The sequence below is a fragment of the Actinomadura craniellae genome (assembly GCF_003289645.1).
GTDB lineage: Bacteria > Actinomycetota > Actinomycetes > Streptosporangiales > Streptosporangiaceae > Actinomadura_D > Actinomadura_D craniellae.
In genome coordinates this window covers 51,204-63,688 of the sequence record NZ_QLYX01000023.1, presented here as the reverse complement: position 1 = coordinate 63,688, position 12,485 = coordinate 51,204, and the positions used below count along the sequence as shown (strand labels likewise).

14 protein-coding genes are annotated in these 12,485 nt (G+C 73.0%); 11 read left to right on the top strand and 3 right to left on the bottom strand.

Annotated elements, in window-relative coordinates:
• The first annotated feature begins 77 nt into the window (after positions 1-77).
• From DPM19_RS33025 to DPM19_RS35575, 9 genes are all read left to right on the top strand, one after another.
• Positions 78-287, top strand: coding sequence for a DUF1918 domain-containing protein (locus tag DPM19_RS33025; RefSeq protein WP_111872024.1), 210 nt, complete (start codon positions 78-80; stop codon positions 285-287).
• A 10-nt stretch (positions 288-297) separates the two neighbouring features.
• A complete protein-coding gene (locus DPM19_RS33020; protein WP_111872023.1) occupies positions 298-708 on the top strand; it encodes a YjbQ family protein in 411 nt (136 codons plus the stop codon).
• Between the two features lie 289 nt (positions 709-997).
• A complete protein-coding gene (locus DPM19_RS33015) occupies positions 998-1,426 on the top strand; it encodes a DUF3052 domain-containing protein (protein WP_111872022.1) in 429 nt (142 codons plus the stop codon).
• Between the two features lie 118 nt (positions 1,427-1,544).
• Positions 1,545-2,003 (top strand): peroxiredoxin, encoded by a 459-nt coding sequence (locus tag DPM19_RS33010; RefSeq protein ID WP_111872021.1) that lies wholly within the window; start codon positions 1,545-1,547, stop codon positions 2,001-2,003.
• Between the two features lie 52 nt (positions 2,004-2,055).
• Positions 2,056-2,361: a hypothetical protein gene (locus DPM19_RS33005; protein WP_111872020.1), complete on the top strand. Its 306-nt coding sequence runs from the start codon at positions 2,056-2,058 to the stop codon at positions 2,359-2,361.
• A 76-nt stretch (positions 2,362-2,437) separates the two neighbouring features.
• Positions 2,438-3,511 (top strand): hypothetical protein, encoded by a 1,074-nt coding sequence (locus DPM19_RS33000; protein WP_111872019.1) that lies wholly within the window; start codon positions 2,438-2,440, stop codon positions 3,509-3,511.
• A 31-nt stretch (positions 3,512-3,542) separates the two neighbouring features.
• Positions 3,543-4,715 (top strand): toxic anion resistance protein, encoded by a 1,173-nt coding sequence (locus DPM19_RS32995; protein ID WP_111872018.1) that lies wholly within the window; start codon positions 3,543-3,545, stop codon positions 4,713-4,715.
• Positions 4,712-6,304: a vWA domain-containing protein gene (locus DPM19_RS32990; protein ID WP_111872017.1), complete on the top strand. Its 1,593-nt coding sequence runs from the start codon at positions 4,712-4,714 to the stop codon at positions 6,302-6,304. The genes DPM19_RS32995 and DPM19_RS32990 overlap by 4 nt, the downstream gene beginning before the upstream one ends.
• Complete coding sequence (locus DPM19_RS35575) at positions 6,291-6,905, top strand: hypothetical protein (RefSeq protein ID WP_158566968.1); 615 nt, start codon at positions 6,291-6,293, stop codon at positions 6,903-6,905. Before DPM19_RS32990 ends, DPM19_RS35575 begins: the two co-directional genes overlap by 14 nt.
• Positions 6,906-7,102: 197 nt before the next feature.
• On the opposite strand, the gene DPM19_RS32980 is transcribed toward DPM19_RS35575, so the two are convergent.
• The gene (locus DPM19_RS32980) at positions 7,103-8,041 is read right to left on the bottom strand and encodes a phosphoribulokinase (RefSeq protein WP_111872016.1); all 939 of its coding nucleotides are present in this window, start codon (positions 8,039-8,041) and stop codon (positions 7,103-7,105) included.
• Between the two features lie 182 nt (positions 8,042-8,223).
• On the opposite strand from DPM19_RS32980, the gene DPM19_RS32975 reads away from it, so the two are divergent.
• Together DPM19_RS32975 and DPM19_RS32970 are read left to right on the top strand one after the other, a co-directional pair.
• Positions 8,224-8,880 (top strand): response regulator, encoded by a 657-nt coding sequence (locus tag DPM19_RS32975; protein ID WP_111872015.1) that lies wholly within the window; start codon positions 8,224-8,226, stop codon positions 8,878-8,880.
• Positions 8,877-10,019 (top strand): GAF domain-containing sensor histidine kinase, encoded by a 1,143-nt coding sequence (locus DPM19_RS32970; RefSeq protein ID WP_111872014.1) that lies wholly within the window; start codon positions 8,877-8,879, stop codon positions 10,017-10,019. Before DPM19_RS32975 ends, DPM19_RS32970 begins: the two co-directional genes overlap by 4 nt.
• 72 nt (positions 10,020-10,091) lie before the next feature.
• On the opposite strand, the gene DPM19_RS32965 is transcribed toward DPM19_RS32970, so the two are convergent.
• Both DPM19_RS32965 and DPM19_RS32960 read right to left on the bottom strand, forming a co-directional pair.
• Positions 10,092-11,270, bottom strand: coding sequence for a saccharopine dehydrogenase family protein (locus DPM19_RS32965; protein ID WP_111872013.1), 1,179 nt, complete (start codon positions 11,268-11,270; stop codon positions 10,092-10,094).
• Between the two features lie 237 nt (positions 11,271-11,507).
• Positions 11,508-12,407 carry a LysR family transcriptional regulator gene (locus tag DPM19_RS32960; protein ID WP_111872012.1) on the bottom strand — a complete coding sequence of 300 codons (900 nt, stop codon included), beginning with the start codon at positions 12,405-12,407 and terminating at the stop codon, positions 11,508-11,510.
• Positions 12,408-12,485: the final 78 nt, after the last annotated feature.

The window sequence follows — 12,485 nt, the reverse complement described above, 5'->3', positions numbered from 1 at the left end:
CCTGATGGGTCGAGCCGTACCAAGCTGGGAACCAGGAGGTGAAAGCGGCGGAACGGGTCGAGTCGAGGAGGTATGTCATGCAGGCCACGACAGGTGACCAACTGCACGTCCACAGCCGGATGGTCGGGGAACCCGACCGGAAGGGCGAGATCATCGAGGTGCGCGGACCCGACGGGACGCCGCCCTACCTCGTGCGGTTCGATGACGGGCACACCGGGCTGGTCTACCCCGGCCCGGACACCGTGATCGAACCGGCCGGGGTGCGGGGGAGCCACGCGGGCAGGTAGACAACCGCGCATGAAAACCTCCGTGATCCACGTGCCGACCGGCGGTCGGGAGTCCGTGTACGACATCACCGCCCAGTGCGCCGAGTTCGCGGCGACGGCCGGCGGCGACGGCCTGCTGCACGTTTTCGTGCCGCACGCCACCGCCGGCGTGGCGCTGATCGAACTCGGCGCGGGCAGTGATGCCGACCTGCTGGCGGCGCTGGCCGACCTGCTGCCGGCCGACGACCGCTGGCGGCACGCCCACGGCTCGACCGGGCATGGCCGCTCGCATGTGCTACCCGCGCTGATCCCTCCGTACGCCACGGTCCCCGTGGTCGGCGGCCGGATGACGCTCGGGACCTGGCAGTCGGTGGCCGTCGTCGATCTCAATGTCGACAACCCCGACCGGCAGGTCCGGCTCTCTTTTCTGTCAGGAGGGTGATGGGACGGCCGAGGGGGCGGTATCGCCTGGCAGGCGGGGCGATCCGGGGGAAAGAAACCAGGTCGGACGCCCCTCTTCGACCCCGCCGCGGCATTTCCTCCGGCGCCGGCACGGTGCGGAGTTGTTACGCTCTGGCTGTGTCTTGTTACCAGCGACAGCGTGACGAAGCGCCGTATGCGTCCGAGGGGCCCGGTAAAAGCGGAGAAGACACTTGCGCTAGGGGCGTTCGCTTGTGTGAACTGTCCCGCAACGCCGTATCGCACGGCCCATCGACACTGGGAGGACGTTCGTGAGCGCGACCGCGGGTCAGGCGCAGTCTGAGCGCAGCCTGGCCGAACGGCTCGGTTTCAAGCCGAACCAGGTGGTGCAGGAGATCGGCTACGACGACGACTGCGACGAGGAACTGCGTGAGTCCATCGAGGCGGTGACCTCGGGTGAACTGGTCGACGAGGACTACGAAGACGTGGTCGACGTCGTCGTGCTGTGGTGGCGTGACGAGGACGGCGACCTGGTCGACGGCCTGGTCGACGCGCGCACCGGGCTCGCCGACGGGGGCCACATCTGGCTGCTGACGCCCAAGGCGGGCCGGGACGGTCACGTCGAGCCGAGCGACGTCGGCGAGGCGGCCCCCACCGCGGGCCTGTCGCAGACCAGCAGCCTGAGCGCCGCACCGGAATGGTCCGGCACCCGTCTCGTCGCCCCCAAGGTGCGTAAGTAGCCGCAGGGGTGGCCGGCCAGGTGGTGACCGCCACGGTGGCAGACTGGGCGTGATCAAAGCGCGCCTGGCGCGCATCGTCGCCCCACGCCGTCCGTGGGGAAGAGCCACAAGGAGTGCAATGGCGGTCGAGGTAGGGGGCGTCGCTCCGGATTTCGAGCTGAAGGACCAGCACGGAACTCCGGTGAAACTGTCCGATTACCGCGGGCAGAAGAATGTCGTCCTTATTTTTTACCCGCTGGCGTTCAGCGGTGTCTGCACCGGTGAACTGTGCACGGTCCGCGACGAACTGCCGAGCCTTGGCGGTGACGACGTCCAGGTCCTCGCGGTCTCCGTTGACTCGGTGTTCTCCCTGCGGGCGTGGGCCGACCAGGAGAAGTACCAGTTCCCGCTGCTGGCGGACTTCTGGCCGCACGGCGGGACCGCGCAGCGCTACGGCGTCTTCGACGAGGAGAAGGGGCTCGCCGTGCGCGGCACCTTCATCATCGACACCGAGGGCGTGGTGCGCTGGAAGGTCGTGAACGCGATTCCGGACGCGCGCGACATCGACGAGTACCGCAAGGCGCTCGCCGGACTGTGATCGTCGGGGCGGGCCCGCGAGCCGGGCCCGCCCCTCCCTTACGGGAGGCGCGATGCCCTGCTTCCGCTGCGGGGCGCGGCAGACCGACCCCACCCGGGGGCCGAGCCCGTGGCGGCGTGGGGTCCGGGCCGACCGCCAGGTGTTGATCTGCCCTGGCTGCCAGGAGGCGGCCGAACTCGACCGGTGCGCCTCCTGCGGGTCGGTGGCGCTGATCTGCCGGCTGGGCGAGGTCGAGTGCCGTGACTGCGGGCATGTCCGCGAGGCCGTCCGTTCCACCGAGCCCGCCGAGCCCGCTCCGGGCCTTTCCGAAGAGGTTGCGGCGGCGTTGAACAGGCTGCTCCGCCGCCCATCGGACTGAATTTTTCTATCCTTTTACCTTCGCGCCATGTTCGGCTTGCCCAGGGGTCTTTCGGCCTGCCCATCCTGGGCGGTAAATGAAAAGGGTTCTCTCCCTAATACTGGCGACGGGGCTCGCCATCGGGGTCATCATCGCGATCGTGCTGGGCCGGGGGGCCTCGGACACGGTCACCGTCCGAGGCGTGATCGGCTCGGAGAAGCTCCCGTTCTTCGCCGACCCGGCCGTCCGGGACGCGTTCGCCCGGCATGGGCTGCGCGTCGAGGTGGACCCGGCCGGGTCCCGGCAGATCGCCACCACCGTCAACCTTGACAACTACGCCTTCGCCTTCCCTGGCGGGGCGCCCGCCGCCGAGCAGATCCTGCGCCGGCACGGCCGGACGGCCAAGTACGCGCCGTTCTCCACGCCGATGGCGATCGCCAGCTTCCAGCCGATCGTCGATGTCCTCGCCGGGGCGGGCGTGGCACGCCGGGGCGCGGGCGGCATCTGGATCTTCGACGTCCGCCGCTACCTGGAACTGGTGGAGAAGGGCACCCGCTGGGACCAGATCAGGGGCAACACCGCCTACCCGGTGCGCAAGAACGTGCTGGTCTCCACCACCGACGTGCGCGACTCCAACTCCGCGGCCATGTACCTGTCGCTCGTCAGCCACGTGGCCAACGGGGACGCGATCGTGCAGGGCGCCGAGGCCGAGCGCCGGGTGCTGCCGCTGCTGTCGCGGCTCTTCCTCGACCAGGGCTACAGCGAGAACTCCAGCGAGGGCCCCTTCGAGGACTACCTGGCGGTGGGGATGGGCAAGACGCCGCTGGTCTGCATCTACGAGGCCCAGTTCGTCGGGCGGGCCGTCACCGGGCAGATCCGGCCGGGGATGGTGCTGATGTACCCGTCGCCGACCGTGGTGTCCAAGCACACGCTGGTTCCGCTGAACTCCGGCGGCGACCGGGTGGGCCGGCTGCTCACCTCCGATCCCGCGCTCCAGCAGGCGGCCGCCCGGCACGGCCTGCGCACCGCCGACGCCGCCCGGTTCGCGAAGGTCGTCGCCGAGAACCGGGTGCCGGTGACCGCGGACCTCGTCGACGTCGTCGACACCCCCTCCTACGGCACCCTCGAGAACCTGGTGCGCGGCATCGAGCAGGGCTATGGCCCGCCCTAGCCGCGTCCGCGAGCGACTGGAGTTCCCGAACATGGCAGAGACCGGCGCCGACCTGGTCCTCACCCCGCCCGAACCGGTCGAACCGATTCCGGCGGAGCGGGCCGCGACGCTCATCCCGGTGGACGGGGACACCCGCGTCGAACTCGGCCGCCGGGCGGCCGAGTTCGCCGGCGTGCTCACCGGCCTCGACCCCCGCTCGCCCGAGTTCGTCACCCGGGCGGGGGAGGTCACCGCACTGGGCGACGGGGAGATGCGCACCTCCGCCCGGGCCGCCGACCGGATGCTCGACCGCACGGTGGCGTCGCTGGCCGCGGCCAAGGGCGCGGACCGGAGCGCCCAGCAGCGGGTCGCCCAGGGCCTGGTCGAGCTGCGCCGGACCGTCGAAGACCTCGACCCCAAGGACGCCGGCCGGCCGACGGCCCGCCGGTTGCTGTCGCGGCTGCCGTTCGGCAACGCGCTGCGCGACTTCGTCTCCCGCTACCAGTCGGCGAACACCAACATCAACAAGATCGTGATGTCGCTCCGGTCCGGCCAGGACGAGCTGCGCCGCGACAACGCGGCCATCCAGAACGAGCGCGCCGACCTGTGGCGGACCATGGGGCGGTTGCAGGAGCACGCCGTGTACGCCCAGGCCGTCGACACCGCCGTGGAACGGGCCGTCGCCGAGACCGCCGACCCGGCCGCGGCCGACGCGCTCCGCGCCGACGTGCTCTTCCCCGTCCGGCAGCGGCACCAGGACCTGCTCACCCAGCTCGCCGTCTGCGCCCAGGGCTACCTGGCCCTGGACGCGGTGCGGCGCAACAACGACGAGCTGATCAAGGGGGTGGACCGGGCCGCGTCCACCACGGTCTCCGCGCTGCGGATCGCGGTCACCGTCGCCGCCGCGCTCGCCAACCAGAAACAGGTCATCGAACAGGTGGGCGCGCTGCGCGGCACGACCGAGGACCTGATCCGGGCCAACGCCGAGATGCTCGCCGGGCAGAGCGCGCAGATCCAGCAGATCGCGGCCGACCCGGCCGTCGGGGTCGAGACGCTGCGCCGCTCGTTCGAGCAGATCTACCAGACGATCGACGCGATCGACGGCTTCCGCGCCCAGTCCCTGACCAGCATGCAGGCCACCGTGGACGCGCTCGGCGCCGAACTCACCCGGGCGGGCGCCCATCTGGAGCGCGCCCGCCACCGTGGCGAGGAGTCCGGCGCGTGAGGCTCCGGGCGGCGCTGGCCGCGCTGACGCTGCTGGCCGTCACGGCGGCCTGTGACGTCGACCTGGGCGAGGACGAGACCACCCTGCGCGTGCTGGCCGGCAGCGAGCTCGCCGACCTGCGGCCGATCCTCGAACAGGCCGAGGACGAGATCGGGGTGGAGGTGGAGCTGGACTTCGCGGGCACCCTCGACGGCGTGCAGCGGGTGCTGGACGGCAAGGCCGACGGCCGGTACGAGGCCGTCTGGTTCTCTTCCGACCGGTACCTGACGCTGCACACCGGTGCCCGGGCCAAGCTGGGCACCTCCGTCCGGACGATGCGGTCGCCGGTGGTGCTGGGCCTGCGCGCCTCCGTGGCGTCCCAGCTCGGCTGGGACGCCACGCCGCCGACCTGGGCCGAGATCGCCGACGCCGCCGGGAAGGGACGGTTCGGCTACGGCATGACCAGCCCGGCCGCCTCCAACTCCGGTTTCTCCACCCTGGTGGCGGTGACCGCGGCCCTGTCCGGTAGCGGGACAGCGCTGGACGCCGCCGCCATCCGGGCGCAGGCCCCCGGGCTGAAGCGGTTCTTCTCCGCCCAGCGGCTCACCTCCGGATCCTCGGGCTGGCTGTCGGAGCGGCTGGTGGACCGGAACTCGGCGGGGGCCGAGGTGGACGGCATGTTCAACTACGAGTCGGAGCTGCTGGCGCTGAACGCGTCGGGCCGGCTGCCTGAACAGTTCACGATCATCCGTCCGCGGGACGGGGTGATCACCGCGGACTACCCGCTGACCCTGCTGGCCTCGGCGCCCGCGGCCGCCCGTGACGCCCATGCCAGGCTGACCGGCTACCTGCGGCGCCCCGAGGTGCAGCGCCAGATCATGTCCCGGACGCACCGCCGGCCGGCGGTGCCCGAGGTCCGGCCGGAGGCGAGGTTCGGGGAGAGCCCGCCCGAGCTGCCGTTCCCCTCCCGCCTCGACGCGGTGGACACGCTGGTGGCCGCGTACTACGACGAGTTCCGGCGGCCCGCCCGCACGATCTACGTCCTGGACGTCTCCGGGTCGATGGCCGGGGACCGGATCGCGGGGCTGCGCTCCGCGCTGACCGCGCTGACCGGCGCCGACGGCAGCCTGGCCGGCCGGTTCCAGCGGTTCCACAACCGGGAGGAGGTGACGCTCATGCTCTTCAACAGCCGGCCCGGGAGACCGGTGTCCTACGTCATCCCCGAGCGCGATCCGGCGGCCGAACTGGCCCGGATCAGGAACTACGCGGGCGCGCTACGGAACCCGCGGGGCGGCACCGCCATCTATGACAGCCTGGCCGCCGCCTACCGGGTCGCCGGGGAGCAGGCCGCCCGCGACCCCGACCGGTACACCTCGATCGTGTTGATGAGCGACGGGGAGAACACCGCGGGCACCCGCCTGGCCCAGTTCCGGCTGTTCCACGCCGGGCTGCCGGAGGGGCCGCGCGCCGTGCCGGTGTTCGCGGTGCTGTTCGGCGAGGCGAGGGCCGACGAGATGGCCGAGCTCGCCCGGCTGACCGGCGGCCGTACCTTCGACGCGCGGTCGCAGTCCCTGGCGACCGTCTTCCGGGAGATCCGTGGCTACCAGTAGGGCCTGGGCCTATCTCGGCTCGACCAAGAACCTCGCCGGCTCGGCCTGCGGGCTGGCCGGGCTCGGGCTGCACCTGGCGGGGCTGGCCGGGCCGTACTGGCTGTTCGTGGTGGCGGGGCTGTACGCGGCCGGGGCGCTGGCCGCGCCGCCGGAGCGGGTCGTGCTGGTGCTCGACGACACCGCGGCCGAGTCCGGCCGGTTGCGCGCGGACCTGGAGGTGCTGGTGGAGCGGGTGGCCGGGCAGGCCGGCCGGGTGCCGCCGGGGGCCATGGTCAGGTTCGGCGAGATCGTGGGGCTGGTGCGCGAGCTGCTGGCGCGCCGGGAGGTGCTGTCCCTGGACCCCGACGCGCGGTACGAGATCGCCCGGGTCGTCCGCACCGACCTGCCGGAGGGGTTCGAGACCTACCTCAACCTGCCCGGCTGGTTCGCCTCCGGGCGGACTCCGGGCGGCCGGCGCAGCGCCGCCGAGGAACTGGCCGCCCAGCTCGACCTGATCGCGGCGCAGCTGCTGGAGACGGCCGAGCGGGTCTACGAGACGGATGCCCGGCGGCTCCGGGACCAGACCCGGTACCTGCAAGATCGCGACGGGCGGGCCGAGTAGCCCCACCGGGACTGAGCCGGGGGCGTCACCGGCCGCCGGGAAGACCGAGGGTGGCCGGGAGGGCGCTGAGGAGCCCGCAATGAACCTCAGTGCCCTCCCGGCGCCGCGTGGGAACGGCCGACACCTCCTCGGCCGCTCCCGGTCGTGCGCCTCGGACCGTGACCTGAGCCCTGCGCACGACCTTGCGGGTCTGTGGGCTATGCCGCGCGGCGGCGGTCCGCGTCGAGCATGTGGTAGAGCAGCAGCAACTGGGTGATCGCCAGCGGATCGCTGACGGTGTCGTCGGCGCCGTCGGCGATCCGGCCCAGCGACCGGGGGATGCCGCTGGCGACGTCCAGCCGCTCCCAGATGGCTTTCTTCACGATCTCGGACTCCTCGGGCGAAACGTACCCGTGGACGTGCAGTGCGTCGACCGGGCGGCCGTCGGTGTCGCGGTGCAGTTTCAGGTGCATCGCCCGGTGCTCGGCGTCGTCGAGCACGCCGCTCAGCTCGGGGTGGTCGATGGTCGGCCGCAGCAGCAGCTCGGCCGAGAGGGGGGTGTTGGGCGGGTCGTCGCGCCCGATGACCTCGGCGAACTTCACCACGACGTCGGCCCAGCGGCGCTGCGGGCGGATGAACGCGGCGCTCTCGGGCTCGCGCCGGTCCAGCTCGGCCCGCACCTGGTCGGGGGTGTAGCCGCGCTTGGCGCAGTCACGCTGGATCTTCCACTGGTGCCGCAGCGGCTCCGGCGGGTCGAGGTAGACGGTGATGTCGAAGCAGGCGCGCGCCATCCGGGTGTGCAGGGGAAGCAGCCCCTCGATGATGACGAAGTCGCGCGGCTCGACCAGTTCGGGCCGGACGAGCTCGCCGGTGGAGTGGTCGTACACCGGCTTGAGGATGGGCTCGCCCATGGCCAGCAGCTGCAGGTGCTGCTCCATGATCTCGACGTAGTTGCAGTCGGGGTGCAGCGCGGTGAACGGCTTGTCCTTGCGTTCCGTGCGGTCGTAGCGGTGGTAGTCGTCCACGCAGACCGCGGTCATCCGGTCCTCCCCCAGACACTGCACGAGCCCCCTGGTGAGCGTGGTCTTGCCCGCCGCGCTGTCCCCGGCGATGGCGAGCATGACGGGGCGCCGGCTGGTTCCGCGGGCCCGGAGCATATGCACGATCCGATGGGGCACCAGGTTCCTCCGTCCGCAGGCGGTTCAGCTGTCGTACTGGACGGTAGGCGGGGGTGTTCCGGCGTTCTTCACCCGTAGGGGTGAGAGCATGGGTGAAATCACGCGAGCCCTTGTGCACCGGTACCTACTGGCGAGTAGCTTGCGGTTGTTATCTTTCCGGAATGGGCGCCCCCGTACGCGTGGTCCTCGTCGACGACCACGAGATGATCCTTGCCGGACTGCAGGCGATGCTGGCCGGATTCGCCGGGCGCGTCCGCGTCGTCGGCCAGGCCGGCACGGCCGCCGAGGCGACGCGGCTGGTCAGCGCGCTGCGCCCGGACGTGGTGCTGCTGGACGTGCGGCTCGGCCCGGAGAGCGGCCTGGACCTGTGTCGCAGCATCACCGGCCCGGCGGTGAACTGCCGGGTCGTCTTCCTGTCGGTCTACGACGACGAACAGTACGTCTTCGAGGCGCTGCGCGCCGGCGCCAGCGGCTACCTGCTCAAACGGGTCGACGGCCCGGAGCTGGTCCGGCGGCTGGAGGAGGTCGCGCAGGGGGAGACGGTGGTCGATCCCACCCTGGCGGGCCGGATGGCGGCCAGCGCCGCCCGGCTCAACCGCGGCGAGTTCTGGCCCGGCGCCAACCGCGGGCTCACCCAGCGCGAGAGCGAAGTGCTGTCCCTGCTGGTCGCAGGCCTGTCCAACAAGGCGATCGCGGCCCGGCTGGTGGTCAGCGAGGAGACCGTCAAGAGCCACCTGCGCGCCCTCTACCGCAAGCTCGAGGTCACCGACCGCTCCGCCGCCATCGCCGTCGCGCTCCGCGAGGGGCTGTTCCGGTGAACGCGGGCCGGGACCGGGCCGGCGCGGCGACCGCGCTGGAACTGCTGGCCGCGCGCGGCCCCGACCTGCTGGTGCGGATCGTCACGGTGGCCTGCTCGGACCGGGCGCTGCCGGACCTGTCCGCCGAACTGGCCGGGCTGGTGGTGCGGTCGGCGGCGGCCCTGACCTTCTGCGACGTCCACGTGCTGGACGAGGACGAGCGGGTGCTGGAGGGCGGCGGTACCGGCCCGGTGCCGCTGGGCGAGGGAGACGTGGGCTGGGTCGCGGCGCACGGCCGGCCCCGGCGGCACGCCGACGGCCGGGGCGCGGCGGTGCCGGTGTACAGCGGGGGCGCCACGATCGGGGTCGTCGACGTCCGGTCGGCCGGCGGCTGCCTGCCCGAGGACCTGGAACTGGTGACCGCGCTGGCCGCGCTGTTCGCGCCGGTGCTGTGCTCGGGCCGGCGGCTGCGCACCGCCCAGGAGCGGGAGCTGTCGGCGGAACGGTTCGCCGAGCGGGCGGTGGAGGTGCAGGAGGCTGAGCGGGCTCGGCTGGTCCGCGACATCCACGACGGGATCGCGCAGCGGCTGGCCAGCCTGGGCTTCCACCTGTCGGCGGCCGACCGGGCGCTGCCTGACCACCACCGGGAGGCGCGCGAGCAGATCGTGCTGGCCCGGGAGCTGTGCGAGCTGGCCGCGGCCGAGACCCGGGCCGCGATCGGGGGGCTGCGCCCGCCGGTGCTCGACGACCTCGGCCTGTCCGCGGCGCTGGCCACCCTCGCCCGGGAGGCGAGCAGCCGGCAGCGGGAGCTCGACATCACCGTGGCGGTCTCGGGCGAGCTGGAGGACGCGCTGGCCGGCCACATCCAGACCGCCCTCTACCGGATCGCGCAGGAGGCGGTGGGCAACTGCCTGGCGCACGCCGCCGCGACCACCGTCGACATCGTCCTGGAACACGACACCGACCAGGTCCGGCTGGCGGTGATCGACGACGGGACGGGCTTCTCCATCCAGGACGTCTTCGCCCCCGGCCGCCGCCCCGACTCCTACGGCCTGCGCGGCATGGCCGAACGCGCCGAACTCCTCGGCGGCCGCCTGACCGTCAACAGCCGCCCCGGCAACGGCACCACCATCCGCGCCGTCGTCCCCCTCAAACCCTGACCCCGCCGATCCGCCGCCGGAGCGGTGATCCTCCAGCTTTCGAGGCGCTATGGCGCACCGAAAGCTGAAGGATCACGGCTGCTGGAGGACGCGGAAGGAGATGCCGGCGCGCTGGAGGCGGCCGATCAGGGCGTCGCCCATGGCGGTGGCGGTGGTGACCTGCCCGGCGGTCGGGGGCAGGTCGTCGTGGGCCAGGCAGAGCGCGGACTCGCCGAGCATCTTGGCGGTCTCGTCGTAGCCCGGGTCGCCGCCGGAGACCTCGGTGACCACCCGCCGGCCGCCGCCCTCGCCGACGAAACGGACCTTGAACCAGTTGCGGGCGCGCCGCTCTGCGGACGGCCCGTCCCCCGGCTCGATCAGCTTGAGCAGCAGCGCGCGGGTCGGCGGCACCTGGGCGGCCGCGGTCATGCCGACCGCTCCGGCGGCCAGCCCGACCGCGCTGGGCAGCCGCTTCAGCGAGATGTAGTGGCCGTAGGAGAAGTCGGGTCCGTACCGCTGCAGCGCGGCGGCCGAGCGGCAGACGATCTGCGGGTCGATCGTCGGCATCGGCAGGGTCCAGCCGGCCCGCCGGGCGCGGGGGAGCGGCCCCCGGAGCAACCGGACCCGGCGCCCCGCCGGACGCGGCTCGACCCGCCGCCGCTCGCGTTCGGCGCGCACCATGCGGGGCAGCCCGCCCACGATGCCCACCGCGGAGTGCAGGGTGCCGCCGGACGCCGCGCCGGCGGCCCGCAGGAAACCCTCGACCCGCAGCGCGGTCCCCTCGGGCAGGTGCTGGACGGTGAAGTACGTCCCCAGATCGTGCGGGATCGAGTCGAACCCGCAGGCGTGCACGATCCGCGCCCCGGTGCGCACCGCCTCGGCGTGGTGCCGCACGTACATCTCGTCCACGAAGGTCGGCTCGCCGGTCAGGTCCACGTAGTCGGTACCGGCCCGGGCGCACGCGGCCACCACCGGCTCCCCGTACCGGACGTACGGCCCGACGGTGGTGGCGACCACCCGGGCGGACTCGGCCATCTCCCGCACCGACGCGGCGTCACCGGTGTCGACGCGCAGCAGCGGCAGGTCCTTGCAGGCGGGGTTGATCGCGGTGAGCCGGTCGCGCACCGCCGCCAGCCGGTCCGGGCTGCGCCCGGCCAGCGCCCACCGGGTGTCCGCCGGCGCGTGCCCGGCCAGGTACTCGGCGGTCAGCTCGCCGGTGAAGCCGGTCGCGCCGAGCAGCACGACGTCGTACGGCCGATCGTCGTTCCCCATGCGAACCCCTCTCGATACCGAACTCGATTCTGTCCCGGACGTGACTCCGGCGGCAACTGGACCCACAATCCAGTAACCCCGCTCCCGGCCACGGACCGCCGGAGCATCCGCACACCGGAGGATCGCTGAACGGACGTTCCGGGCGCGTGATCCATCGGGATCGGAGGCACCATGCCCCCGAAAGCCGAAGGATCACCTGAGCGGGGCAACGCACCGATGATCCTCCGGGACCGAGCACTAGGGCCCCCTGAACGCCGCAGGGTCGAAGGGCGGCGGATGGTGCCAGCCGGGGGCGGCCAGGAGATGGTCGACGAAGAGGCGGGTGGTGGCCGTGGGGGCCGGGCCCGCCACCGCGTGCCACGGGCGGTGCAGGGGAGTGCCGGGCGCGTCGATGACCTGGAGGCGGCCGTCCGCCAGCTCCGCGCCCACCGCGTCGCGGGAAACCAGCGCCGCGCCCAGCCCGGCCGCGGCGCCAGCGATCACCGCGCCGTTGGAGCCGAGCACCAGCTCGGGCGGGCGGGCGTCGCGCTCGGCGAGATACGCCTCGGCGGTGACCCGGGTGCCCGACCCCGGCTCGCGCATCACCCACGGCGTGGTGTCCAGCGCGAACGCCGCCGCGACCGCGGGCGCGGCCACCACCACCAGGTCGTTGGCCCGCACCGCCAGCACGGTCGCCGGGATCCCGGCGGGCGGCCGCCCGCCCAGCACCAGGTCGGCCTCGTGGTCGGCCAGCCGCCCCCATACCTCCCGGCTCGGCCCGACCGCCAGCTCCAGCGCCAGCCCGGGCCAGCGCGCCCGGAACCCCGCCAGCAGCCGGGGCAGCACCTGGTCGGCCGCCGTGGTCACCGCGGCCAGCCGCAGCGACCCGTGCCCGGGATCGGCCTCGCCGCGTGCCGCCGCCCGGCCCTGCTCCAGCAGGCCCAGCACCCGGCGGGCGTACCCGGCGTACACCTGGCCGGCGGGGGTCAGCCGCAGCCCCCGGCCGACCCGTTCCACCAGCGCCACCCCCAGCTCCCGGGCCAGCGCCGTCACCGCCGCCGACACCGCCGACTCGGTCACGTACAGCCGCTCGGCGGCGGCCCGCACCGACCCGGTGTCGGCGACCGCGACGAACGTCCGCAGCCGCGCCTCCGTCATCCCGACCTCACTGGTTCAACTATTCGCTCAAGTATCAGCCCAGAACACTTGATGGACAGGGCAAGTGTCTCGGATGCA

Bases quoted from the DNA above. Each gene is read 5' to 3' on its own strand.
- DPM19_RS32975 (WP_111872015.1), top strand. From the start codon at position 8,224: ATGGGCGCCCCCGTACGCGTGGTCCTCGTCGACGACCACGAGATGATC.
- DPM19_RS33010 (WP_111872021.1), top strand. From the start codon at position 1,545: ATGGCGGTCGAGGTAGGGGGCGTCGCTCCGGATTTCGAGCTGAAGGAC.
- DPM19_RS32995 (WP_111872018.1), top strand. From the start codon at position 3,543: ATGGCAGAGACCGGCGCCGACCTGGTCCTCACCCCGCCCGAACCGGTC.
- DPM19_RS33005 (WP_111872020.1), top strand. From the start codon at position 2,056: ATGCCCTGCTTCCGCTGCGGGGCGCGGCAGACCGACCCCACCCGGGGG.
- DPM19_RS33025 (WP_111872024.1), top strand. From the start codon at position 78: ATGCAGGCCACGACAGGTGACCAACTGCACGTCCACAGCCGGATGGTC.
- DPM19_RS32965 (WP_111872013.1), bottom strand. From the start codon at position 11,270: ATGGGGAACGACGATCGGCCGTACGACGTCGTGCTGCTCGGCGCGACC.
- DPM19_RS33020 (WP_111872023.1), top strand. From the start codon at position 298: ATGAAAACCTCCGTGATCCACGTGCCGACCGGCGGTCGGGAGTCCGTG.
- DPM19_RS32960 (WP_111872012.1), bottom strand. From the start codon at position 12,407: ATGACGGAGGCGCGGCTGCGGACGTTCGTCGCGGTCGCCGACACCGGG.
- DPM19_RS32980 (WP_111872016.1), bottom strand. From the start codon at position 8,041: ATGCTCCGGGCCCGCGGAACCAGCCGGCGCCCCGTCATGCTCGCCATC.
- DPM19_RS33000 (WP_111872019.1), top strand. From the start codon at position 2,438: ATGAAAAGGGTTCTCTCCCTAATACTGGCGACGGGGCTCGCCATCGGG.